Source organism: Pseudomonas sp. GM30, assembly GCF_000282275.2.
Taxonomy (GTDB): domain Bacteria; phylum Pseudomonadota; class Gammaproteobacteria; order Pseudomonadales; family Pseudomonadaceae; genus Aquipseudomonas.
Map to the genome: position 1 here is coordinate 27646 of NZ_AKJP02000029.1, position 20639 is coordinate 48284.

The window sequence follows — 20639 nt, forward strand, 5'->3', positions numbered from 1 at the left end:
ATGGCAACCGTAATGAAGAAGGTCGACGCAGTGATCGTCGGTTTCGGCTGGACTGGCGCGATCATGGCCAAGGAGCTGACCGAGGCCGGGCTCAACGTGCTGGCGCTGGAGCGCGGGCCGATGCAGGACACCTACCCCGACGGCAACTATCCACAGGTGATCGACGAACTCACCTACAGCGTGCGGAAAAAACTCTTTCAGGACATCTCGAAAGAAACCGTCACCATCCGCCACAGCGTCAACGACATCGCCCTGCCGAACCGCCAGTTGGGTGCGTTCCTGCCGGGCAATGGCGTCGGCGGCGCCGGTCTGCATTGGTCGGGTGTGCATTTTCGCGTCGATCCGATCGAACTGCGTATGCGCAGCCATTACGAAGAGCGCTACGGCAAAAGTTTCATCCCCAAGGACATGACCATCCAGGACTTCGGCGTCAGCTATGAAGAGCTGGAGCCGTTCTTCGATTTCGCTGAAAAAGTCTTCGGCACCTCCGGCCAGGCCTGGACCGTGAAGGGCCAGTTGGTCGGGCAAGGCAAGGGCGGCAACCCTTACGCGCCGGATCGCTCCAATCCGTTCCCGCTGGAAGCGCAGAAGAATACGGTTTCCGCACAACTGTTCGGCAAAGCGGCGACAGAGGTCGGTTACAAACCCTACAACCTGCCGTCCGCCAATACCTCGGGGCCGTACACCAATCCCTACGGCGCACAGATGGGTCCGTGCAACTTCTGCGGGTTCTGCAGCGGTTACGTGTGCTACATGTATTCCAAGGCGTCGCCGAACGTGAACATTCTGCCAGCGCTCAAGCCGTTGCCGAATTTCGAACTGCGGCCCAACTCGCATGTACTGCGGGTCAACCTCGACAGCAGCAAGTCCAAGGCCACCGGCGTGACCTACATCGACGGCCAGGGCCGCGAGATCGAGCAGCCGGCGGATCTGGTGATCCTCGGCGCCTTCCAGCTGCACAACGTGCGTCTGATGCTGCTGTCGGGCATCGGCAAGCCTTACGACCCGATCAGCGGCGAAGGCGTGGTCGGGCGCAACTTCGCCTACCAGAACATGGCGACCATCAAGGCGTTTTTCGACAAGGACACCCACACCAACAACTTCATCGGTGCCGGCGGCAACGGCGTGGCGCTGGACGATTTCAACGCCGACAACTTCGACCACGGCCCGCACGGCTTCGTCGGTGGCTCGCCAATGTGGGTCAACCAGGCGGGCAGCCGCCCGATTGCCGGCACCTCGAACCCGTCCGGCACGCCGGCCTGGGGCAGCCAGTGGAAACGCGCGACCGCCGACTACTACACCCACCAGGTGTCGATGGACGCCCACGGCGCGCATCAGTCCTACAGAGGCAACTACCTCGATCTGGACCCGGTGTACCGCGATGCCTACGGTTTGCCGCTGCTGCGCATGACCTTCGACTGGCAGGAAAACGACATCAAGATGAACCGTTTCATGGTCGAGAAAATGGGCAAGGTCGCCCAGGCCATGGGTCCGAAAGCCATCGCGGTGATCGGCAAGCAGGTCGGTGATCATTTCAACACGGCGGCCTACCAGACCACCCACCTTAACGGCGGCGCAATCATGGGCACCGATCCGAAAAAGAGCGCGCTGAACCGCTATCTGCAGAGCTGGGATGTGCACAACGTGTTCGTACCGGGCGCGTCGGCGTTCCCGCAGGGCCTGGGTTACAACCCGACTGGACTGGTTGCCGCTCTGACCTATTGGTCGGCCAAGGCGATCCGCGAACAGTACCTGAAAAACCCCGGCCCGCTGGTTCAGGCATAAGGAGCGATGACCATGAAAAATCTCGTTATCGCCACTTTGGCGCTGCTCGGCAGCACGGCTGTACAAGCCGCCGACGTCGATCAAGCGTTAATCAAACAAGGCGAATACCTCGCCCGCGCGGGTGACTGCGTGGCCTGCCACACCGCCAAGGGCGGCAAACCGTTCGCCGGCGGCCTGCCGATGGAAACGCCGATCGGCACGATCTACTCGACCAACATCACCCCGGACAAAACCGGCGTTGGTGATTACAGCTTCGAGGACTTCGACAAAGCGGTTCGCCACGGCGTCGCCAAAAACGGTAGTACGTTGTACCCGGCGATGCCGTATCCGTCCTACGCCCGTGTCAGCGAAAGCGACATGAAAGCGCTGTACACCTACTTCATGCACGGCGTCGAGCCGGTGGCGCAGGAGAACAAGGCCAGCGACATTCCATGGCCGCTGAGCATGCGCTGGCCATTGATGGGCTGGCGCTGGCTGTTTGCGCCGAAGGTCGAGGACTACAAGACCACCTCGGATGATCCGGTGATCGATCGTGGCGCCTATCTGGTCGAAGGCCTCGGCCATTGCGGCGCCTGCCACACGCCACGGGCGCTGACCATGCAGGAAAAATCCCTGAGCGCGGCAGACGGCAAGAATTTTCTTGCCGGCAGTGCACCGCTGGAAGGCTGGATCGCCAAGAGCCTGCGCGGTGATCACAAGGATGGTCTGGGCAGTTGGAGCGAAGAGCAGTTGGTGCAATTCCTCAAGACCGGGCGCAGCGACCGCAGCGCAGTGTTCGGTGGCATGAGCGACGTGGTCACCCACAGCATGCAGTACATGACCGACGCCGACCTGACCGCGATTGCCCGTTACCTCAAGTCGCTGCCGGCCGTTGATCCAAACGATCAGCCGCACCAGTACGACGAGAAAGCGGCCAAAGCCCTGTGGAACGGCGACGACAGCCAGCGTGGCGCAGCGGTGTACATCGACAACTGCGCGGCCTGCCACCGTACCGACGGCCACGGCTACACCCGGGTGTTCCCGGCGCTCGCGGGCAATCCGGTGCTGCAATCGGAGGATCCGACCTCGCTGATCCACATCGTGCTCAAGGGCGGTACCCTGCCCGCGACACACACGGCACCTTCGACCTTCACCATGCCGGGATTCGCCTGGCGGTTGTCGGATCAGGAAGTGGCGGATGTGGTGAGCTTCATCCGTGGCAGTTGGGGCAACAAAGGAGCGCCGGTGAACGCTGCCGACGTCGCAAGCCTGCGCAAGAATGATATGCAGACCACTTCCGGGGATGATCTGGGGCAAGTCACTTCGCATTAACGAGATTGGATACCGCTGACATGGCATTAATGCTTTGTTGTGTCAGCGGGCAATTCAACGCCTGGACTGAAAGCCCTTGAACTGCGCAAACGCGTCGGCCAACTGCAAGTACAGCTTCTTGTCGTATTTATCGACGTCGCCATCGCCATCACCATCGAGGACCTCTTCGGAAATCAAGTCATAACGACCGTTAGCTTCCGACGAAGAAGCGAACAACGAGTAGTCGTAATCCATCATTTCGGTGGCGTCTTCATCGAAGTGATAAATCGCGACTTCCGGATTTCCGTCTTGGTCCATATCCGCAATTTCCAGCAATATCCTGATAGTCATGCAGTCAATCCTTCAGTTGATTGCACTGCGCCAATCGGCAATCTGTCGCAGTTTTCCAGAAGTTAACGAGTGGGGGAAATCCGGTCTACTGTCAGACCTGACAGGGTGTACAACCATCCAGCAGTAAACTTGAGCGCTGTAAATGCATACACCTGTCAACTCTGACAGTAGTCGCTCGCTCCTATTACACCCTGGCAGGCGACCTCGCCTCTGCTTTGGTCGGTTTGAGTACCGTCGGTGCCGGCCGTCTTTACAGATGCATACTTTTATCGTTTGCAGACAACGCGTCAGGGAGCAAACTTGCCGACGTCAACATTGCCTTAATGAGAGATTTTAAAGTTTGAGTTAAATGCTTACATGCTGACTACGGTATCGACGAAACACTGTCCGAAAAAAACCCTGCATGCGTGAATCATGCAGGGCTTTTTGCATTTATAGTCGTAAGCTTATGGATTAACGATACTTACATAAGCCTTGGCCAGCGCCAGCAATTTGGCCTTGTCATCTGCATCGATATCACCGTCACCATCGACATCCTGGTCATTGCGCACGTCGAAGGTTTTGCCACCGTCATAGGACGACGCAATAATAATCCGCGAATCCAGCAGGGAGTCGGTAGGCACGGCGTTCTCTGCATCCCAGCCGGATTGCTTCAGCGCAAACTGCATGGACACCAGGACTTCATCCGGATCAACCGGCGTCGGACCAAGTTTCTGTAGAAAGATGCCACGTAGATTGAAGTTCGACACATTTAATTCCTTTTAAATATTGAATAACAAATGACAGCGCGGCGAATAATAACGATATCGAAAGTTGCAATGCCAGTTGAAAGATGTGTCTTCGATTTGCGATAAGCCTATATCAGTCAATAAACCGCATAATTGTTTTCATGCCCGAATCGCCGAACGGCACTGGCTGTTTGCTCGCGCCAGCGATACTGTACGCACATACAGTCATCAGGACCTTTGCGATGCACACGCCCTTGCCTCCTCGCGGTCGCGGCACTGCGACCAACCCGCACAACCGTTTCGCGCCGAACCGTTCGGTGGCCGAGGACGACGGCTGGTATCAGGAAGTGCCCGAGACGCAGAACACTGAAGTGATGATCGAGACCGCAAAAACCATCATCACCCGCAACACCTCGCCGGATCTGCCCTTCGATCGCTCGATCAATCCCTATCGCGGCTGCGAGCACGGTTGCATCTATTGCTATGCGCGACCGAGCCACGCTTATTGGGACATGTCGCCGGGGCTGGATTTCGAAACCCGGCTGATCGCCAAGACCAACGCCGCCCAGGTACTGGAAGAACAGCTTGGGAAAAAAGGTTATCAGTGCGCGCCGATCAACCTTGGCTCCAACACTGACCCGTACCAGCCCATCGAACGTGAACACCGGATCACCCGCCAGACCCTTGAAGTATTGCTGCGCTATCGGCACCCGGTGACCATCGTCACGAAAGGCTCGCTGATTTTGCGCGACCTTGACCTGCTCACCGAACTGGCACAGCAACGGCTGGTGGCGGTGATGATCAGCCTGACCACGCTGGACGATGAACTCAAACGCATCCTCGAACCGCGAGCCGCTGCCCCGAAAGCACGGCTGCGGGCGATCCGGGTGATGCGCGAAGCAGGCATTCCCGTGGGGGTGCTGTGTTCGCCGATGATTCCGATGATCAACGACAGTGAAATCGAAAGCCTGCTGAACGAGGCCCACGCGGCTGGAGCACAGAGTGCCGCGTACATGATGCTGCGCCTGCCACTGGAGGTGGCGCCGCTGTTCGAAGAGTGGCTGCAGGCGCACTATCCGCAGCGCGCGGCCCATGTCCTGAGCCTGATCCGCCAGAGCCGTGGCGGCGAGCTTTACGACAGCCGTTTCGGTGCGCGGATGCGCGGCGAAGGGCCATTCGCCGACCTGCTGGCGCAACGCTTTGCCAAAGCGATCAAACGGCTCGGCCTCAACCATCGCGAGGGCTATAACCTGGACTGCACTGCCTTCTGTCCACCGGGTCGCCAGATGTCGTTGATTTAGCGACAATCAGTTTATGGTTGAGGGTCAGAATCCTTCCGTTGAAATACGCCAGTCACGTTTTTGTGACCTGGAACACACGTTCTAGAGCGCTCGATTCAGTTTGAGTTAAGTTTCGGCGGCTACCTTGTTCATCGAGTGACTGACGGGTCTGGATGACCCGGATGTTTTAAACAGCCACTGGCTTCACACCGGAATACACGGGAATGACTCCCCGAATCCGCCAAAGAGGATGAATCATGAGTGACAAGGATAAACAGCCGTTGGCTGCGTCGGCGCAAGCCGTCCCTGGGGCGGAATCCGCCGATGCAGCGCTGCGCACGATCGTTGACGGCTTTTTGCATTTTCATCATGAGGTCTTCCCGCAGCAGGAAGAACTCTTCAAGAAACTCGCCACGGCGCAATCGCCACGGGCGATGTTCATCACCTGTGCCGACTCGCGCATCGTGCCCGAACTGATCACCCAGAGCTCGCCGGGCGATCTGTTCGTGACCCGTAACGTCGGCAACGTCGTGCCGCCTTACGGCCAGATGAACGGTGGCGTTTCCACTGCCATCGAATACGCGGTGCTGGCGCTGGGCGTGCAACACATCATCATCTGCGGCCATTCCGATTGCGGCGCCATGCGCGCAGTGCTCAATCCGGAAAGCCTGGAAAAAATGCCAACGGTCAAAGCCTGGCTGCGTCATGCGGAAGTGGCGAAGACCATGGTGCACGAAAACTGCAACTGCACTGACGAAAAAGAGAGCATGCCGATCCTCACCGAGGAAAATGTCATCGCCCAACTGCAGCACTTGCGTACCCATCCTTCGGTAGCCTCGCGCATGGCGAACGGTCAACTGTTCATCCATGGCTGGGTCTACAACATCGAAACCAGCGAAATCAAAGCTTACGACGCGGATCAGGGACGCTTCCTGCCGCTCGACGGCAGCCATCCGATTCCGGTGGCGACGCCCAAAGCGCGCTTCTAAATCTTCCTAAAAATCTGCGTGGTTTGACGCCGGCCGCTGTTTCAGCGGTTCGGCGAAGCCATGCCTGAAGAAAGCTTCGGGAGAGTCACCATGCGTGCTGCTCAATTGAAAGCGGTTCTGCCACGGGAGCTGCTGGCTTCGGTGGTTGTGTTCCTGGTCGCCCTGCCGTTGTGCATGGGTATTGCGATTGCTTCAGGGTTGCCGCCGGCCAAAGGCCTGATCACCGGCATCATCGGCGGTCTGGTGGTGGGTTGGCTGGCCGGCTCGCCGTTGCAGGTCAGCGGGCCGGCGGCGGGGCTGGCGGTGTTGGTGTTCGAGTTGGTGCGCCAGCACGGGATCGAGATGCTCGGGCCGATTCTGTTGCTCGCCGGGTTCCTGCAACTGGTGGCCGGACGCCTCAAGCTCGGTTGCTGGTTTCGAGTGACGGCCCCAGCAGTGGTCTACGGCATGCTCGCCGGAATCGGTGTGCTGATCGTGCTCTCGCAAGTGCACGTGATGCTTGATGCCAAGCCACAACCGTCCGGGCTGGATAACCTCACGGCGTTCCCCGGCGCGGTGGCGCAAGCCTTGCCGTCGTTCGGCTGGCAGGCCGGCTTGCTCGGGCTGGCGACCATTGCGGTGATGTGGTTGTGGGAGAAATTTCGCCCGCACTCGCTGCGCTTCATTCCCGGTGCGTTGCTCGGTGTCGGCCTGGCCACTGGCGCCAGCCTGTTGCTGGCGTTGCAGGTCAAACGGGTCGAGGTGCCGGAGAATCTGGCCGAGGCCATCGATTGGCTGAAACCCGCCGACCTGCTCAGCCTCGCCGACCCGACGCTGCTGATCGCTGCGTTTGCCGTGGCGTTCATCGCCAGTGCCGAAACGCTGTTGTCCGCCGCAGCGGTGGATCGCATGCACAGCGGCGTGCGCTCGGACTTCGACCGTGAGCTTTCGGCACAAGGCGTGGGCAACATGCTCTGCGGTCTGGTCGGTGCTCTGCCGATGACCGGGGTGATCGTGCGCAGTTCGGCCAACGTGCAGGCCGGCGCGACCACCCGTTACTCGACGATCTTCCATGGTCTGTGGCTGCTGGCGTTCGTGCTGTTGCTGTCGAGCGTGCTGCAAAGCATTCCGGTGGCGAGTCTGGCGGGAGTGCTGGTGTATACCGGGTTCAAACTGGTGGACTTGAAAGCCTTTCGCGGTCTGGGCCGTTACGGGCGGATGCCGATGTTCACCTACGCCGCCACGGCGCTGGCAATCATCTTCACCGACCTGCTGACCGGCGTGCTGATCGGTTTCGGTCTGACGATGTTGAAACTGGCGCTCAAGGCTTCGCGTTTGAAGATCAGCCTGATCGACCTGCCGCAGGACGGCGAGATGGAGTTGCGTCTGGTGGGTGCGGCGACCTTTCTCAAGGTGCCGGCACTGACCCAGGTGCTGGGCAGCATTCCAGCGGGGACGACGGTGCATGTGCCGCTCAATAATCTGAGCTACATCGACCATTCGTGTCTGGAGTTGCTGGAGGAGTGGGGCCGGGCAAATGCGGCGAAGGGGTCGAAGTTGTTGATCGAGTCGCGCGGGTTGAAGCGACGGTTGGAGGGGCGGGTCCGGACCAATACCGGGATCGGTGCGGCTGGTTAAATCCCTCATATACAAATAAACCCTGTGGGAGCTGGCAAGCCAGCTCCCACAGGTATTTGTGTGGAACGCGGATTACGCGGCGGGCTGATCCAGCTCCAGGCCCACACCCAAGCGACGGCCCATGCACGGCCAGCGCTTCCACGCCGCACCGGTGTCCGGGCTGCTCAGTTTGTCGCGGTAGGCCTCTACCGATTCCAGCGCAAAACTCTCGTCGTCGAGCATCTCGTCGATGGTGTGATGCACCACTTCGTCCAGTTGATTGGCAAATTCCTCACCGAGCAATTGGTGAGCAATCAGGTTGGCGACCGTCATGTCCAAGGGGATCAGTGGCTGGCCGAGGTGCTTGATATACAGGTCGTTGACCTCTTCGACAAAGCGGTGCGCCAGATAAGCTTCGTCGAGCAGGCTGTCAAGACCGACCGGCGGCTGGAGAAAGTATTGCTCGGCGATTTTCAGCACCGGTTTGATCTGCGACTCGATTCCCGCTTCCCTGGCAACTTCATTGGCTGCGTCCAGCATGTCTGGTACTTCATCGATGTAGGCGGTGACGAAACTGGTCAACGCTTCTTCGCGGTTGGCGTCCGGCAACTGGATCGCCGAATGCAGATGAGGCAGTTTGGCTTCCAGCTGACGCTTGAGCCGTCCGGTTTCGTTTTCGGTTTGTCGGGCTTTTTGGATCTGCTCGCGCAATGCGGCGGTGTTCATGAAAACTCCAGGAAACAAGGCAATGAAATAGGGAAGACATAACTTAGCTGGCTTACGAAAAATGCTAAGACGCATTTGTCATAATTATTTCATCCTTGATACACCTGCGTTATATCAGTTTGCCGCCACTCGTCTGCATCCTTCTCCATTCGCACCCTTGAGCGCAAGCCCCGGCTGTTTCAGATCATTTACGCCTCGACATTGCAATTCCCGATGGCTGTCTATACTCGCCATTGAATGGAGTTAGCTGATGACGCCCGACTGCCCACGCAGCAAGGCCCGGCGATTCAAGTTCGTAGTCTGATGCAGCCGCTCCCTTGCCGAAGGCGTTGCGCCTACGGGATAACAAGAACGATAAGGGGAACCCGCAATGATGCGACATCCACACGTCTGGATGGGCCTCCTGTTGTGGTCGATTTTCAGCCCGGCCCATGCGGCCTGGACTGTGAATATGGCGCCTGGAGCGACTGAAATCAGTCACGCAGTATTCGACCTGCACATGACCATTTTCTGGATCTGTGTGGTGATCGGGATCATCGTCTTCGGCGCCATGTTCTGGTCGATGATCGTGCATCGCCGCTCGACCGGGCAGGTCGCCGCAAAATTCCACGAAAGCACCACCGTCGAAATTCTCTGGACCGTCGTGCCGCTGCTGATTCTGGTGGCGATGGCCGTTCCGGCGACCGCCACCCTGATCCGCATGTACGACACCAGTGAGCCGGATATCGATATCCAGATCACCGGCTATCAGTGGAAGTGGCACTACAAATACCTCGGTCAGGACGTCGAATTCTTCAGCAACCTGGCCACCCCCGCCGAACAGATCCACAACAAGGAAGCCAAGGGCGAGCACTACCTGCTCGAAGTCGACAAGCCGCTGGTGCTGCCGGTCGGCGCCAAGGTGCGCTTCCTCGTCACCTCCGCCGACGTCATTCACTCATGGTGGGTACCGGCCTTCGCGGTCAAGCGCGATGCAATTCCGGGCTTCGTCAACGAAGCCTGGACCCGCATCGACAAGCCCGGTCTCTACCGTGGCCAGTGCGCCGAACTGTGCGGCAAGGATCACGGCTTCATGCCGATCGTGGTCGACGTCAAGGAGAAGGCCGACTACGACAAGTGGCTCGCCGACCGCAAAGCCGAAGCCGCGCAGCTCAAGGAGCTGACCAGCAAGGAATGGACCCTCGACGAACTCAAGGAACGCGGCGACAAGATCTATCACACCACCTGCGTGGCCTGTCACCAGGCTGAAGGCCAGGGCCTGCCGCCGATGTTCCCGGCGCTCAAAGGCTCGCCGATTGCCACCGGACCCAAGGCCGACCACCTGCACCGCGTGTACTTCGGCAAGCCCGGCACTGCGATGGCGGCGTTCGGCAAGCAGTTGTCGGAAGTCGATATCGCAGCGGTCGTGACCTACGAACGTAACGCCTGGGGCAACAACAAGGGCGACATGGTCACGCCAAAAGAAGTGCTGGAGCTCAAACAGGCGGAAAGCAAATGAGCCGGTCCATCGCGTATTTCGTGAACCGGCCGGGGCACCGCGCCCCGGCCAGCCCCGTCCACTCACGTAAAGGAGACCGGCCATGAGCGCTGTAATCGATGACCACGGTCATGCCGACCACGCCCACGGCCCCGCCAAAGGCCTGATGCGCTGGGTGCTGACCACCAACCACAAGGACATCGGCACGCTGTACCTGTGGTTTGCGTTCTGCATGTTCCTGCTCGGCGGCACGTTCGCCATGGTGATCCGCGCCGAGCTGTTCCAGCCCGGGCTGCAGATCGTCGAACCGGCATTCTTCAACCAGATGACCACCATGCACGGCCTGGTGATGGTCTTCGGCGCGGTGATGCCGGCGTTCGTCGGCCTCGCCAACTGGATGATCCCGCTGATGATCGGCGCGCCGGACATGGCCCTGCCACGGATGAACAACTTCAGCTTCTGGCTGTTGCCGGCGGCATTCCTGCTGCTGGTCTCGACCCTGTTCACCGCCGGTGGCGGGCCGAACTTCGGCTGGACGTTCTATGCGCCGCTGTCCACCACCTACGCGCCGGAAAGCGTCACCTACTTCATCTTTGCCATCCACCTGATGGGGATCAGTTCGATCATGGGCGCGATCAACGTGATCGCCACCATCCTCAACCTGCGCGCCCCCGGCATGACCCTGATGAAAATGCCGCTGTTCGTCTGGACCTGGCTGATCACCGCGTTCCTGCTGATCGCGGTGATGCCGGTGCTGGCCGGGTGCGTGACGATGATGCTGATGGACATCCACTTCGGCACCAGTTTCTTCAGCGCCGCCGGTGGCGGTGACCCGGTGCTGTTCCAGCACGTGTTCTGGTTCTTCGGCCACCCCGAGGTGTACATCATGATCCTGCCGGCCTTCGGCGCCGTCAGCCAGATCATCCCGACCTTCTCGCGCAAGCCGCTGTTCGGCTACACCTCGATGGTCTATGCGACGGCGAGCATCGCGTTCCTGTCGTTCATCGTCTGGGCGCACCACATGTTCGTGGTCGGCATCCCGCTGGTGGGCGAGCTGTTCTTCATGTACGCAACCATGCTCATCGCGGTGCCGACCGGCGTGAAAGTGTTCAACTGGGCCAGCACCATGTGGCAAGGCTCGCTGACCTTCGAGACGCCGATGCTGTTTGCCGTGGCGTTCGTGATCCTGTTCTCGATCGGCGGCTTTTCCGGGCTGATGCTGGCCATCGCCCCGGCGGACTTCCAGTACCAGGACACCTACTTCGTGGTCGCGCACTTCCACTACGTGCTGGTGCCGGGGGCGATCTTCGGGATCTTCGCCTCGGCCTATTACTGGCTGCCGAAGTGGACCGGGCACATGTACGACGAAACCCTCGGCAAGCTGCACTTCTGGCTGTCGTTCGTCGGCATGAACCTGACCTTCTTCCCGATGCACTTCGTGGGACTGGCGGGGATGCCGCGGCGGATTCCGGACTACAACCTGCAGTTCGCCGACTTCAACATGGTCTCCTCGATTGGCGCGTTCATGTTCGGCGCCACGCAAATCTTCTTCCTGTTCATCGTGATCAAGACCATTCGCGGCGGCCCGCCAGCCCCGGCCAAACCGTGGGATGGTGCCGAAGGCCTGGAGTGGAGCGTGCCGTCACCGGCGCCGTATCACACCTTCACCACGCCGCCGGAAGTGAAATGAAACGCTCCTCTGTTAACGCGACCCCTGTGGCGAGGGAGCTTGCTCCCGCTTGGGCGCAGCGCCCAAAAAATCTTTGGGGCTGCTGCGCAACCCAGCGGGAGCAAGCTCCCTCGCCACAAAGGCTCACTCGTACCTTCGAGGGAGGCATGACTCATGGCTGACTCGATCTCGCTGAAAAAACTGGTCACCCGCCTGCTCGGGGTCGTGGTCGCCATGTTTGTCTTCGGCTTTGCCCTGGTGCCGATCTACGACGTGATGTGCAAGGCCTTCGGCATCAATGGCAAAACTGCCGGGCAGTACGAGGGCGAGCAGGTGGTGGACAGCTCACGGCAAGTGCGCGTGCAGTTTCTCTCGACCAACAACATCGACATGCCGTGGGAGTTTTACCCCAAGCACGACGAGCTGACTGCCAACCCCGGCGCGGTCAACGAGATGATCTTCATCGCCCGCAATCCCACCGACAAACCGATGAGCGCCCAGGCCGTGCCGAGTATCGCGCCCAGCGAAGCGGCGGCGTATTTCCACAAGACCGAATGCTTTTGCTTCACCCAGCAGGTGCTGCAGCCGGGTCAGCAGATCGAGATGCCGGTGCGTTTCATCGTTGACCGCGACATGCCCAAGGACGTGAAGCACCTGACGCTGTCCTACACGCTGTTCGATATCACCGCCCGACATCCTCCGGTGGCTGCAAACACTGGCGGTTAAGCGTGCCCGATAAGGAGAACAATAAATGGCAACTCATGAGCACTACTACGTCCCGGCCCAGAGCAAATGGCCGATCATCGCCACGTTCGGCATGGTCATCACCGTGTACGGCCTGGCGACCTGGTTCAACGATCTGAAGGCAGCGCGCCCGGAATCCCACGGCCCGTACATCTTTTTCGTCGGTGGGCTGTTGCTGGCGTACATGCTGTTCGGCTGGTTCGGGGCGGTGATCAAGGAGAGTCGTGCCGGGCTGTACAGCCCGCAGCTCGACCGCTCGTTCCGCTGGGGCATGAGCTGGTTCATCTTTTCCGAGGTGATGTTCTTCGTCGCCTTCTTCGGTGCGCTGTTTTACGTGCGCCACGTCTCCGGGCCCGCTCTCGGTGGCGAAGGTCCGAAAGGCATCGCCCACATGCTCTGGCCGAACTTCCAGTTCACCTGGCCGCTGCTGCACACCCCGGACCCGAAACTATTCCCGCCGCCCAAGGAAGTCATCAGCCCGTGGGGCCTGCCGCTGATCAACACGATCCTGCTGGTCAGCTCCAGCGTGACCATCACCATCGCCCACCATGCCTTGAAGAAGGGCCATCGCGGCGCACTGAAAATCTGGCTGGCGATCACCGTTCTGTTGGGCTGCGGCTTCCTCGCCTTGCAGGCCGAGGAGTACATGCACGCCTACCACGAACTGGGCCTGACTCTGGGTTCGGGCATCTACGGCGCGACGTTCTTCATGCTCACCGGTTTCCACGGCGCCCACGTAACCATCGGCACGATCATTCTGTTCGTGATGCTGATGCGCATCATGAAGGGGCATTTCGATGCCGAGCATCAGTTCGGCTTCGAGGCGGCGAGCTGGTACTGGCACTTCGTTGATGTGGTGTGGATCGGCCTGTTCATCTTCGTTTATGTGCTCTGAGCACTGATCACCAAGGCGCGTGCGACACCAGTTGGCCGCTGTAAAAGCCCCAGGCAATCAAGCCGACGGTGGCAGCGGCCAGTGCCACCCGAACACTCAAGGCGATCACCAGGCGATTGGAGCTGCTGTCGTCCTTGACCAGGAAAAACAGGCCGCTGAACAGGCTGATCACCGTGGCAATCAGCAGCAGGACGATGGCTGCTTTGAGCATGGGAAGACTCCGGGGGACAGGCGATGCAGTTGAGTATAGCGATCGCGACGACTGACTTTGTGGCACGGCCATGAAGCGCTTCCGCCCGGGCGTGATACCGACCGTGGTGGTGGCGCTGTTGCTGCCGCTGCTGGTGTCGCTGGGTTTCTGGCAACTGGGCCGGGGGGCGGAGAAAACCGCCCTGCTCGCCACTTACGCCGAGCGCCGCGCGGCTGATCCGATGGCCAGCAGCGAATTGCTGCACAGCGCCGACCCGGCCTTTCGCCGCGTGCACCTGTACGGCCAGTTCGATGGCGCCCACAGCCTGCTGCTCGACAACCGCCAGCGCAACGGCAAGGTCGGTATCGAGCTGCTGCAACCGTTTCAGGATCGGGCCAGCGGCCAGTGGCTGCTGGTCAATCGCGGCTGGCTGCCATGGCCGGATCGCCGGGTGACGCCGCAATTCGCTACCCCCGCCGACGCCGTGAATCTGGACGCCTGGGTCTACGTCGCCCCCGGTGCGACCTTCCAGTTGCACGCCGACCCGGCCAGCAGCACCTGGCCGCAAACGATCACCGCCGTCGAGCCGGCGAAGCTGTGGAAAACCCTCGAACGCGACGGCTTCGCCTACGAACTTCGTGCCGAACCCGGCCCCGCCAGCTATGAGGCCGACTGGCCGGTCGTCGCCATGGGCCCGGAAAAACACCTCGGTTACGCCGTGCAGTGGTTCGCCATGGCCACCGCCCTGCTCGGCCTCTACCTCTACCTTGGATTGCACAACGCAAAGGAGAACCACCATGGGAACGGCCATGAATCCACCCAGCATGTCTGAGGCGAAAACCCCGGCCACCCGCCGCCGTGGGCGGATCCAGCTGTTGCTGATTGTGCTCGGCGTGGTCGGCCCGATGATCCTCGCTACCGGCATGTACAAATTGCAGTTCTGGGTGCCGGAAGGTCGCAGCTATCACGGCGAGCTGATCGGCAACGGCCAGACCCGCGCCGACCTCGGTGTGCAGGCCGACGAGCAACGCTGGCAGATGCTGGTGACCGCGCCGAAGGATTGCGCGGTGGACTGTCAGCAACTGGTGTACCTCGCCCGGCAGATCCAGATCGGTCTCGGCCGCGACGCCGGACGCGCCAGCCATGCCCTTGCCGCTGCCCAACCGCTGAGCGCCGACTACGAAGCCAAGCTGTCCCGCGAATACCCGCAGCTGCAACGCTATCCGCTGGACAGCACAGCGTTGAGCAAGGCCACCGGTGACAAGACCACGCCGCAACTGTGGATCATCGACCCCCACGGCAACCTCGTGCTGCGCTACGAGCCGAGCGTGAAGGGCAAGGATCTGCTCAACGACCTGCGCCACCTGCTGAAACTGTCGAACATCGGATAAGGGCATCGTCATGGCCAAACCTGGATTTCGCCTCGCGCTGTTTGCCACCCTGCTGGCACTGATCGTCGTGCTGCTCGGCGCCTACACCCGCCTGACCCACGCAGGCTTGGGCTGTCCGGACTGGCCGGGGTGCTACGGGTTTATCAGCGTGCCGAAAAGCGAAGTCCAACTGGCCCATGCCGAACTGCATTACCCCGACTCGCCGGTGGTGGCGTACAAGGGCTGGAACGAGATGATCCACCGTTATTTCGCCGGCACCCTCGGCCTGATGATTTCGCTTCTGGCCGGGCGCGCCTGGGTTAACCGGCATCATCCGGGTCAACCACTGAAGTTGCCGCTGTTTCTGCTGGCGGTGGTGTTCGCCCAGGCGGCGTTCGGCATGTGGACGGTGACGCTCAAGCTCTGGCCGCAGGTGGTTACCGGGCATCTGCTCGGTGGTTTTGCGACATTGAGTCTGCTGTTTCTGCTGACCCTGCGCCTGTCCGGCGTGCTACCAGCGCTGACCGTCCCCAAGCGTTTGCAGTATTGGGCGACGGCGGGGCTGTTGCTGGTGATCGGCCAGATCGCGCTGGGCGGCTGGGTCAGTTCCAACTATGCGGCGGTGGCCTGCATCGACTTTCCGACCTGCCACGGCCAATGGCTGCCACCGGCGGACTTTGCCAACGGCTTTCACCTGACCCAGCACATCGGCCCCAATTACCTCGGCGGCCAACTCGACAGCGATGCGCGCACGGCAATTCACCTGACTCACCGCATTGGCGCGCTGCTGGTGACGCTGGTGTTGCTCGGTCTGGCCTGGCAGCTCAGGGCTGTCGGCATGACACGTTTGGCCGGCCTAGTCGTCATCGCCCTCGGCGCACAAATCACCCTCGGTATCAGCAACGTGCTGTTTCATCTGCCGCTGCCGGTGGCCGTGGCGCACAACGCCGGAGGCGCCGCGCTGTTGCTGACCATGGTGCTGGTCAATTACCACGCGCGCACCAGTCTGGTTCGGGTCAAACAGCCGATGTTGGCGCGCTGGCGTCTGAGCCCGCGTAAACATTCGGCTGCGCCCATCACGATAAAAGGAGAAACGCCATGGCGCTTCTGATCGGCGAACGCCCTGCGCAAGCGCTGTGGCGTGACTATCTGGAGCTGACCAAGCCGAAAGTGGTGGTGCTGATGCTGATCACCTCGCTGGTCGGCATGTTCCTCGCGACCCGCGCCGGGGTGCCGTGGACGGTGCTGGTGTTCGGCAACCTGGGGATTGCGTTGTGTGCCGGCGGTGCGGCGGCGGTCAATCATGTGGTGGACCGGCGCATCGATGCGGTGATGGCGCGCACCCACAAACGGCCATTGGCCGAGGGCCGGGTTTCACCGGCAGCGGCGCTGACCTTTGCGCTGGTGCTGGCCCTGCTCGGTCAGGCTTTGCTGCTGACCTTCACCAATCCGCTGACGGCATGGCTGACACTGGCTTCGCTGCTGGGTTACGCGGTGATCTACACCGGTTTCCTCAAACGCGCGACGCCGCAGAACATCGTCATCGGCGGCCTCGCCGGCGCGGCGCCACCGCTGCTCGGCTGGACCGCCGCCACCGGCCATGTCAGCGCCGAACCGTTGCTGCTGGTGCTGATCATCTTCGCCTGGACCCCGCCGCACTTCTGGGCGCTGGCGATCCATCGCAAGGAGGAATACGCCAAGGCCGACATCCCGATGCTGCCGGTGACCCACGGCGAGCACTACACCAAGGTGCACATTCTGCTGTACACCTTCGCGCTGCTCGCGGTGAGCCTGCTGCCGTACGTGATCCACATGAGCGGCGTGCTCTACCTGATCTGCGCCCTCGCGCTGGGCGCAAGGTTTCTGCAATGGGCCGTGGTGCTGTACCGTGGCACTCGGCCGCACGCGGCGATCAACACCTTCAAGTACTCTATTTATTACTTGTTCCTGTTGTTCATCGCCCTGCTCGTAGACCACTACTTACTGTTGAACCTATGACTCGAACCCAGAAAACCGTCTTCATTCTCGTCGCCGTGATCGCGCTGATCCTGGGACTGACCGTCAACAAAGTGCTGAGTGGCAAGGGCCAGGGCGACCCCACCGCGCTGATCGACGCCGGCATCATCCTGCTGCCGCAGAGCCGCACCCTGCCGGGCGTGACCATGACCAATCAGGACGGCCAACCGGTCGCCATCGACGAGTTGAAAGGCAAGTGGAGTCTGCTGTTCTTCGGCTACACCTTCTGCCCGGACATCTGCCCGACCACCCTCGCTCAACTGCGCCAGATCAAGAGCGAGTTGCCCAAGGATGCTGTGGATAAACTGCAGATCGTGCTGGTCAGCGTCGACCCGAATCGCGACAACCCGCAGCAGTTGAAACAGTACCTGGGCTACTTCGATCCGCAGTTCGTGGGCCTGACGCCGAAGTCGATCGAAGAGCTGCAGAAAGTCGCCAACGCGGTGAGTATTCCGTTCATTCCGGCCGATACCAGCAAGCCGAACTACACGGTGGATCACAGCGGCAACCTCGCCGTGATCGGCCCGGACGGCACCCAGCGCGGGTTCATCCGTGCGCCGCTGAACAACGCCAAACTGGTTGCGCAGCTGCCGGTGATGCTCAACCGCAAGTAACGCCCTGATGAAAATCTGGTGGCGAGGGAGCTTGCTCCCGCTGGGCAGCGAAGCGGCCCCAAAACCAGCTGATGCGGACTAATCGTTGCACCGCAACAGTTGGGTTTACGACTGCTGCGCAGCCGATCGGGAGCAAGCTCCCTCGCCACAAAAAACGGCATCCAGGGATCTGTGTTTTGGACACAAAAAAGGGGACGCCATTGGCGTCCCCTTTTCATTGCAGCAATCTGTATCAGAACGCCGGCAACACCGCGCCCTTGTACTTCTCGGTAATGAATTTCTTCACTTCCGGGCTGTGCAGCGCAGCCGCCAGTTTCTGCATCGCATCGCTGTCCTTGTTGTCCGCACGGGACACCAGGATGTTCACGTACGGCGAGTCGTTGCCTTCGATCACCAGCGCGTCCTTGGACGGATCGAGTTTGGCTTCCAGCGCGTAGTTGGTGTTGATCAGCGCCAGATCGACCTGGGTCAGCACGCGCGGGATGGTCGCGGCTTCCAGCTCACGGATTTTCAGGTCTTTCGGGTTCTGCGCGATGTCTTTCGGGGTCGACAGGATGTTGGTCGGATCCTTCAGGGTGATCAGGCCAGCCTTGGCCAGCAGCAACAGCGCACGGCCGCCATTGGTGGCGTCGTTGGGGATCACCACGTTGGCGCCGCTTGGCAGATCCTTCAGATCCTTGATCTTGCTCGAGTAGGCGCCCAGTGGCTCCAGATGTACGCCGGTCACAGCCACCAGGCTGGTGCCCTTGGCCTTGTTGAACTCATCGAGGTACGGCTGGTGCTGGAAGAAGTTGGCGTCCAGGCGCTTTTCAGCCACCTGCACGTTCGGTTGAATGTAGTCGGTGAACACTTTGACCTGCAGATCCACGCCTTCCTTGGCCAAAACAGGCTTCACGAATTCAAGGATTTCTGCATGCGGCACCGGGGTGGCGGCAACGGTCAGGGTTTCAGCGTGGGCCGAAAAAGCGGCTACGGCCGCGAAAGCAGCGATCAGTTTTTTCATTCAGCTAACTCCTTATGAGGCGCCCGTGTGGCGCCTGCCAGCGAATGGCCGGCTCATCTCTTGATTACAAAAACCGCTTATTTGCGCGAGAAATGCACGACCAGACGGTCGCCCACCATTTGCAGCACCTGCACCAGAATCAGCAGCAATACCACGGTGACGATCATCACGTCAGTCTGGAAACGCTGGTAGCCGAAGCGGATCGCCAGGTCACCCAAGCCACCGGCGCCGACCACACCGGCCATCGCCGTGTAGGACACCAGCGTAATCGCCGTCACCGTAATCGCCGCGAAGATGCCCGGACGGGCTTCCGGCAGCAAGGCATTCATGATGATCTGCCGGGTGGTTGCGCCCATCGACTGGGTGGCTTCAATGATGCCGCGATCGACTTCACGCAGGGCAGTTTCCACCAGACGCGCGAAGAACGGGGTCGCACCCACCACCAGCGGCGGAATCGCACCGGCCACGCCCAGCGAGGTGCCGGTGATCAGCACGGTGAACGGGATCATCACGATCAACAGAATGATGAACGGCAGCGAGCGCAGAATGTTCACCGCCAGCGACATGATTGCGTACAGGCCGCGGTTTTCCAGCAACTGACGCGGGCTGCAGAGAAACAGCAGCACGCCCAGCGGCAGGCCGAGCAGCACGGTGAACAGCAGCGAACCGCCGAGCATCAGCATGGTGTCGCCGGTGGCCAGCCAGATTTCCAGCCAATCGATGTTTTCGAAGAAAGCCTTGAGCATTTCCATTAACGCAGCACCTCCATGTGAACGTCAGCGGCGGTGAAGCGGGCGAACGCCGCTTCCATGTCGCCACCGGTGACGGCGAGGGTCAACTGCCCGTAAGGAATGTCTTTGATGCGGTCGATGCGACCGGCGAGGATGCTGTAGTCGACCCCGGTTTCCCGGGCAACGGTACCGAGCAACGGCGCGTAGGTCGCTTCGCCCTGGAAGGTCAGACGCACGATGCGACCCGGCACGTGAGCGAAGTCGTCGCGCTGTTCGCTTTCGTCGATCTGCTCGCTTTCCTGGACGAAACGTTTGGTGGTCGGGTGCTGCGGATGCAGGAACACTTCGGCCACCGAACCTTGCTCGACGATCACCCCGGCGTCCATCACTGCTACTTGGTCGCAGACGCGACGGATCACGTCCATCTCGTGGGTGATCAGAACGATGGTCAGCTTCAGTTCACGATTGATTTCGGCCAGCAGTTGCAGAACCGAAGCAGTGGTCTGCGGGTCGAGGGCACTGGTGGCTTCGTCGCACAGCAGAATCTTCGGCTTGGTCGCCAGGGCGCGGGCGATACCGACGCGCTGCTTCTGGCCACCGGACAATTGTGCCGGGTACTTCTTGGCGTGATCGGACAGGCCGACCCGCGCCAGCAATTCGGCGACGCGCTGATTGATCTCGCTGCTCGACAGTTCGCCGGCCAGGGTCAGCGGCAGCGCGACGTTGTCGGCCACGGTCTTGGAGGCGAGCAGGTTGAAGTGCTGGAAGATCATCCCGACTTGCTGGCGGAAACGGCGCAGGCCGTTGGCGTCCAGCGCGGTGACTTCTTCGCCGTCGACGATGATCTTGCCGCCGCTGGAGTCTTCCAGGCGATTGATCAGACGCAGCAGGGTACTTTTTCCCGCACCGGAATGGCCGATCAGGCCGAAGACCTGACCGTTTTCAATCGAAAGACTGGTCGGGTGCAGGGCGGGGATGTCCTTACCGGCGACGCGGTAAGTTTTGTGGACGTTTTGAAACTCGATCACGTAGCGAACCTTGTGGGGCGCGTTAGAAAAGGATCAGCGGTTAGCCGGGCGCGCATTTTAGCCTGTCCGTATAGAGGTTCTTAGCATTTATTTCGCAATTAACCTTCGATTTGGCAATAACAAGATCAAAGGTCATAAAAAAGGAACGCCCGTTCCT

The 20639-nt window shown here is 60.5% G+C and carries 21 protein-coding genes; 14 read left to right on the forward strand and 7 right to left on the reverse strand.

Annotation, left to right across the window (positions count from 1 at the left end; genetic code table 11):
• A complete protein-coding gene (locus tag PMI25_RS21815) occupies positions 1-1785 on the forward strand; it encodes a GMC family oxidoreductase (RefSeq protein ID WP_007962801.1) in 1785 nt (594 codons plus the stop codon).
• A gap of 12 nt (positions 1786-1797) precedes the next feature.
• Positions 1798-3096, forward strand: a complete 1299-nt coding sequence (locus PMI25_RS21820) for a c-type cytochrome (RefSeq protein WP_007962800.1) — start codon at positions 1798-1800, stop codon at positions 3094-3096.
• Between the two features lie 54 nt (positions 3097-3150).
• Here the strand turns inward: PMI25_RS21820 and PMI25_RS21825 are convergent, their stop codons facing one another.
• Both PMI25_RS21825 and PMI25_RS21830 read right to left on the reverse strand, forming a co-directional pair.
• The gene (locus PMI25_RS21825; protein ID WP_007962798.1) at positions 3151-3426 is read right to left on the reverse strand and encodes a hypothetical protein; all 276 of its coding nucleotides are present in this window, start codon (positions 3424-3426) and stop codon (positions 3151-3153) included.
• Positions 3427-3872: 446 nt separating this feature from the next.
• Positions 3873-4175 carry a hypothetical protein gene (locus PMI25_RS21830; protein ID WP_007962797.1) on the reverse strand — a complete coding sequence of 101 codons (303 nt, stop codon included), beginning with the start codon at positions 4173-4175 and terminating at the stop codon, positions 3873-3875.
• A gap of 221 nt (positions 4176-4396) precedes the next feature.
• On the opposite strand from PMI25_RS21830, the gene PMI25_RS21835 reads away from it, so the two are divergent.
• From PMI25_RS21835 to PMI25_RS21845, 3 genes are all read left to right on the forward strand, one after another.
• Positions 4397-5455, forward strand: a complete 1059-nt coding sequence (locus PMI25_RS21835; protein ID WP_007962795.1) for a PA0069 family radical SAM protein — start codon at positions 4397-4399, stop codon at positions 5453-5455.
• Between the two features lie 236 nt (positions 5456-5691).
• The gene (locus PMI25_RS21840) at positions 5692-6423 is read left to right on the forward strand and encodes a carbonic anhydrase (protein WP_007962793.1); all 732 of its coding nucleotides are present in this window, start codon (positions 5692-5694) and stop codon (positions 6421-6423) included.
• A gap of 90 nt (positions 6424-6513) precedes the next feature.
• Positions 6514-8040: a SulP family inorganic anion transporter gene (locus tag PMI25_RS21845; protein WP_007962791.1), complete on the forward strand. Its 1527-nt coding sequence runs from the start codon at positions 6514-6516 to the stop codon at positions 8038-8040.
• 72 nt (positions 8041-8112) lie between these two features.
• Here the strand turns inward: PMI25_RS21845 and PMI25_RS21850 are convergent, their stop codons facing one another.
• Positions 8113-8745 (reverse strand): hypothetical protein, encoded by a 633-nt coding sequence (locus tag PMI25_RS21850; protein WP_007962790.1) that lies wholly within the window; start codon positions 8743-8745, stop codon positions 8113-8115.
• A 370-nt stretch (positions 8746-9115) separates the two neighbouring features.
• On the opposite strand from PMI25_RS21850, the gene coxB reads away from it, so the two are divergent.
• The 4 genes from coxB to PMI25_RS21870 all read left to right on the forward strand — a co-directional run bounded on the left by coxB (position 9116) and on the right by PMI25_RS21870 (position 13530).
• A complete protein-coding gene (gene coxB, locus PMI25_RS21855) occupies positions 9116-10243 on the forward strand; it encodes a cytochrome c oxidase subunit II (protein ID WP_007962788.1) in 1128 nt (375 codons plus the stop codon).
• An 82-nt stretch (positions 10244-10325) separates the two neighbouring features.
• A complete protein-coding gene (gene ctaD, locus PMI25_RS21860) occupies positions 10326-11912 on the forward strand; it encodes a cytochrome c oxidase subunit I (RefSeq protein ID WP_007962785.1) in 1587 nt (528 codons plus the stop codon).
• 153 nt (positions 11913-12065) lie between these two features.
• Positions 12066-12617 (forward strand): cytochrome c oxidase assembly protein, encoded by a 552-nt coding sequence (locus PMI25_RS21865; protein ID WP_007962784.1) that lies wholly within the window; start codon positions 12066-12068, stop codon positions 12615-12617.
• Between the two features lie 25 nt (positions 12618-12642).
• Positions 12643-13530 carry a cytochrome c oxidase subunit 3 gene (locus tag PMI25_RS21870; RefSeq protein WP_007962783.1) on the forward strand — a complete coding sequence of 296 codons (888 nt, stop codon included), beginning with the start codon at positions 12643-12645 and terminating at the stop codon, positions 13528-13530.
• A 7-nt stretch (positions 13531-13537) separates the two neighbouring features.
• Here PMI25_RS21870 and PMI25_RS21875 read toward each other — a convergent pair whose 3' ends face one another.
• Positions 13538-13741, reverse strand: a complete 204-nt coding sequence (locus PMI25_RS21875; protein ID WP_003220344.1) for a twin transmembrane helix small protein — start codon at positions 13739-13741, stop codon at positions 13538-13540.
• A gap of 70 nt (positions 13742-13811) precedes the next feature.
• On the opposite strand from PMI25_RS21875, the gene PMI25_RS21880 reads away from it, so the two are divergent.
• The 5 genes from PMI25_RS21880 to PMI25_RS21900 are packed head-to-tail and all read left to right on the forward strand — an operon-like array spanning position 13812 to position 17720.
• Positions 13812-14552, forward strand: a complete 741-nt coding sequence (locus PMI25_RS21880; RefSeq protein ID WP_007962780.1) for an SURF1 family protein — start codon at positions 13812-13814, stop codon at positions 14550-14552.
• Complete coding sequence (locus PMI25_RS21885) at positions 14518-15111, forward strand: hypothetical protein (RefSeq protein WP_007962778.1); 594 nt, start codon at positions 14518-14520, stop codon at positions 15109-15111. The genes PMI25_RS21880 and PMI25_RS21885 overlap by 35 nt, the downstream gene beginning before the upstream one ends.
• 10 nt (positions 15112-15121) lie before the next feature.
• Positions 15122-16201 (forward strand): COX15/CtaA family protein, encoded by a 1080-nt coding sequence (locus tag PMI25_RS21890; protein ID WP_007962776.1) that lies wholly within the window; start codon positions 15122-15124, stop codon positions 16199-16201.
• Positions 16189-17088, forward strand: a complete 900-nt coding sequence (cyoE, locus tag PMI25_RS21895) for a heme o synthase (RefSeq protein WP_007962774.1) — start codon at positions 16189-16191, stop codon at positions 17086-17088. Before PMI25_RS21890 ends, cyoE begins: the two co-directional genes overlap by 13 nt.
• Entirely contained in the window at positions 17085-17720 is a 636-nt protein-coding gene (locus PMI25_RS21900) for an SCO family protein (RefSeq protein ID WP_007962772.1), read from the forward strand. Before cyoE ends, PMI25_RS21900 begins: the two co-directional genes overlap by 4 nt.
• A 232-nt stretch (positions 17721-17952) precedes the next feature.
• On the opposite strand, the gene PMI25_RS21905 is transcribed toward PMI25_RS21900, so the two are convergent.
• The 3 genes from PMI25_RS21905 to PMI25_RS21915 all read right to left on the reverse strand — a co-directional run bounded on the left by PMI25_RS21905 (position 17953) and on the right by PMI25_RS21915 (position 20482).
• Positions 17953-18723, reverse strand: a complete 771-nt coding sequence (locus tag PMI25_RS21905; RefSeq protein ID WP_007962771.1) for a MetQ/NlpA family ABC transporter substrate-binding protein — start codon at positions 18721-18723, stop codon at positions 17953-17955.
• Positions 18724-18800: 77 nt separating this feature from the next.
• A complete protein-coding gene (locus PMI25_RS21910; protein WP_007962770.1) occupies positions 18801-19475 on the reverse strand; it encodes a methionine ABC transporter permease in 675 nt (224 codons plus the stop codon).
• Positions 19475-20482, reverse strand: a complete 1008-nt coding sequence (locus tag PMI25_RS21915) for a methionine ABC transporter ATP-binding protein (RefSeq protein ID WP_007962769.1) — start codon at positions 20480-20482, stop codon at positions 19475-19477. The genes PMI25_RS21910 and PMI25_RS21915 overlap by 1 nt, the downstream gene beginning before the upstream one ends.
• Between the last annotated feature and the right edge of the window lie 157 nt (positions 20483-20639).

Bases quoted from the DNA above. Each gene is read 5' to 3' on its own strand.
- PMI25_RS21890 (WP_007962776.1), top strand. From the start codon at position 15,122: ATGGCCAAACCTGGATTTCGCCTCGCGCTGTTTGCCACCCTGCTGGCA.
- PMI25_RS21885 (WP_007962778.1), top strand. From the start codon at position 14,518: ATGGGAACGGCCATGAATCCACCCAGCATGTCTGAGGCGAAAACCCCG.
- PMI25_RS21850 (WP_007962790.1), bottom strand. From the start codon at position 8,745: ATGAACACCGCCGCATTGCGCGAGCAGATCCAAAAAGCCCGACAAACC.
- PMI25_RS21845 (WP_007962791.1), top strand. From the start codon at position 6,514: ATGCGTGCTGCTCAATTGAAAGCGGTTCTGCCACGGGAGCTGCTGGCT.
- PMI25_RS21825 (WP_007962798.1), bottom strand. From the start codon at position 3,426: ATGACTATCAGGATATTGCTGGAAATTGCGGATATGGACCAAGACGGA.
- PMI25_RS21905 (WP_007962771.1), bottom strand. From the start codon at position 18,723: ATGAAAAAACTGATCGCTGCTTTCGCGGCCGTAGCCGCTTTTTCGGCC.
- PMI25_RS21865 (WP_007962784.1), top strand. From the start codon at position 12,066: ATGGCTGACTCGATCTCGCTGAAAAAACTGGTCACCCGCCTGCTCGGG.
- PMI25_RS21910 (WP_007962770.1), bottom strand. From the start codon at position 19,475: ATGGAAATGCTCAAGGCTTTCTTCGAAAACATCGATTGGCTGGAAATC.
- cyoE (WP_007962774.1), top strand. From the start codon at position 16,189: ATGGCGCTTCTGATCGGCGAACGCCCTGCGCAAGCGCTGTGGCGTGAC.
- ctaD (WP_007962785.1), top strand. From the start codon at position 10,326: ATGAGCGCTGTAATCGATGACCACGGTCATGCCGACCACGCCCACGGC.
- PMI25_RS21875 (WP_003220344.1), bottom strand. From the start codon at position 13,741: ATGCTCAAAGCAGCCATCGTCCTGCTGCTGATTGCCACGGTGATCAGC.
- PMI25_RS21815 (WP_007962801.1), top strand. From the start codon at position 1: ATGGCAACCGTAATGAAGAAGGTCGACGCAGTGATCGTCGGTTTCGGC.
- PMI25_RS21900 (WP_007962772.1), top strand. From the start codon at position 17,085: ATGACTCGAACCCAGAAAACCGTCTTCATTCTCGTCGCCGTGATCGCG.
- coxB (WP_007962788.1), top strand. From the start codon at position 9,116: ATGATGCGACATCCACACGTCTGGATGGGCCTCCTGTTGTGGTCGATT.
- PMI25_RS21880 (WP_007962780.1), top strand. From the start codon at position 13,812: ATGAAGCGCTTCCGCCCGGGCGTGATACCGACCGTGGTGGTGGCGCTG.
- PMI25_RS21870 (WP_007962783.1), top strand. From the start codon at position 12,643: ATGGCAACTCATGAGCACTACTACGTCCCGGCCCAGAGCAAATGGCCG.
- PMI25_RS21835 (WP_007962795.1), top strand. From the start codon at position 4,397: ATGCACACGCCCTTGCCTCCTCGCGGTCGCGGCACTGCGACCAACCCG.
- PMI25_RS21820 (WP_007962800.1), top strand. From the start codon at position 1,798: ATGAAAAATCTCGTTATCGCCACTTTGGCGCTGCTCGGCAGCACGGCT.
- PMI25_RS21840 (WP_007962793.1), top strand. From the start codon at position 5,692: ATGAGTGACAAGGATAAACAGCCGTTGGCTGCGTCGGCGCAAGCCGTC.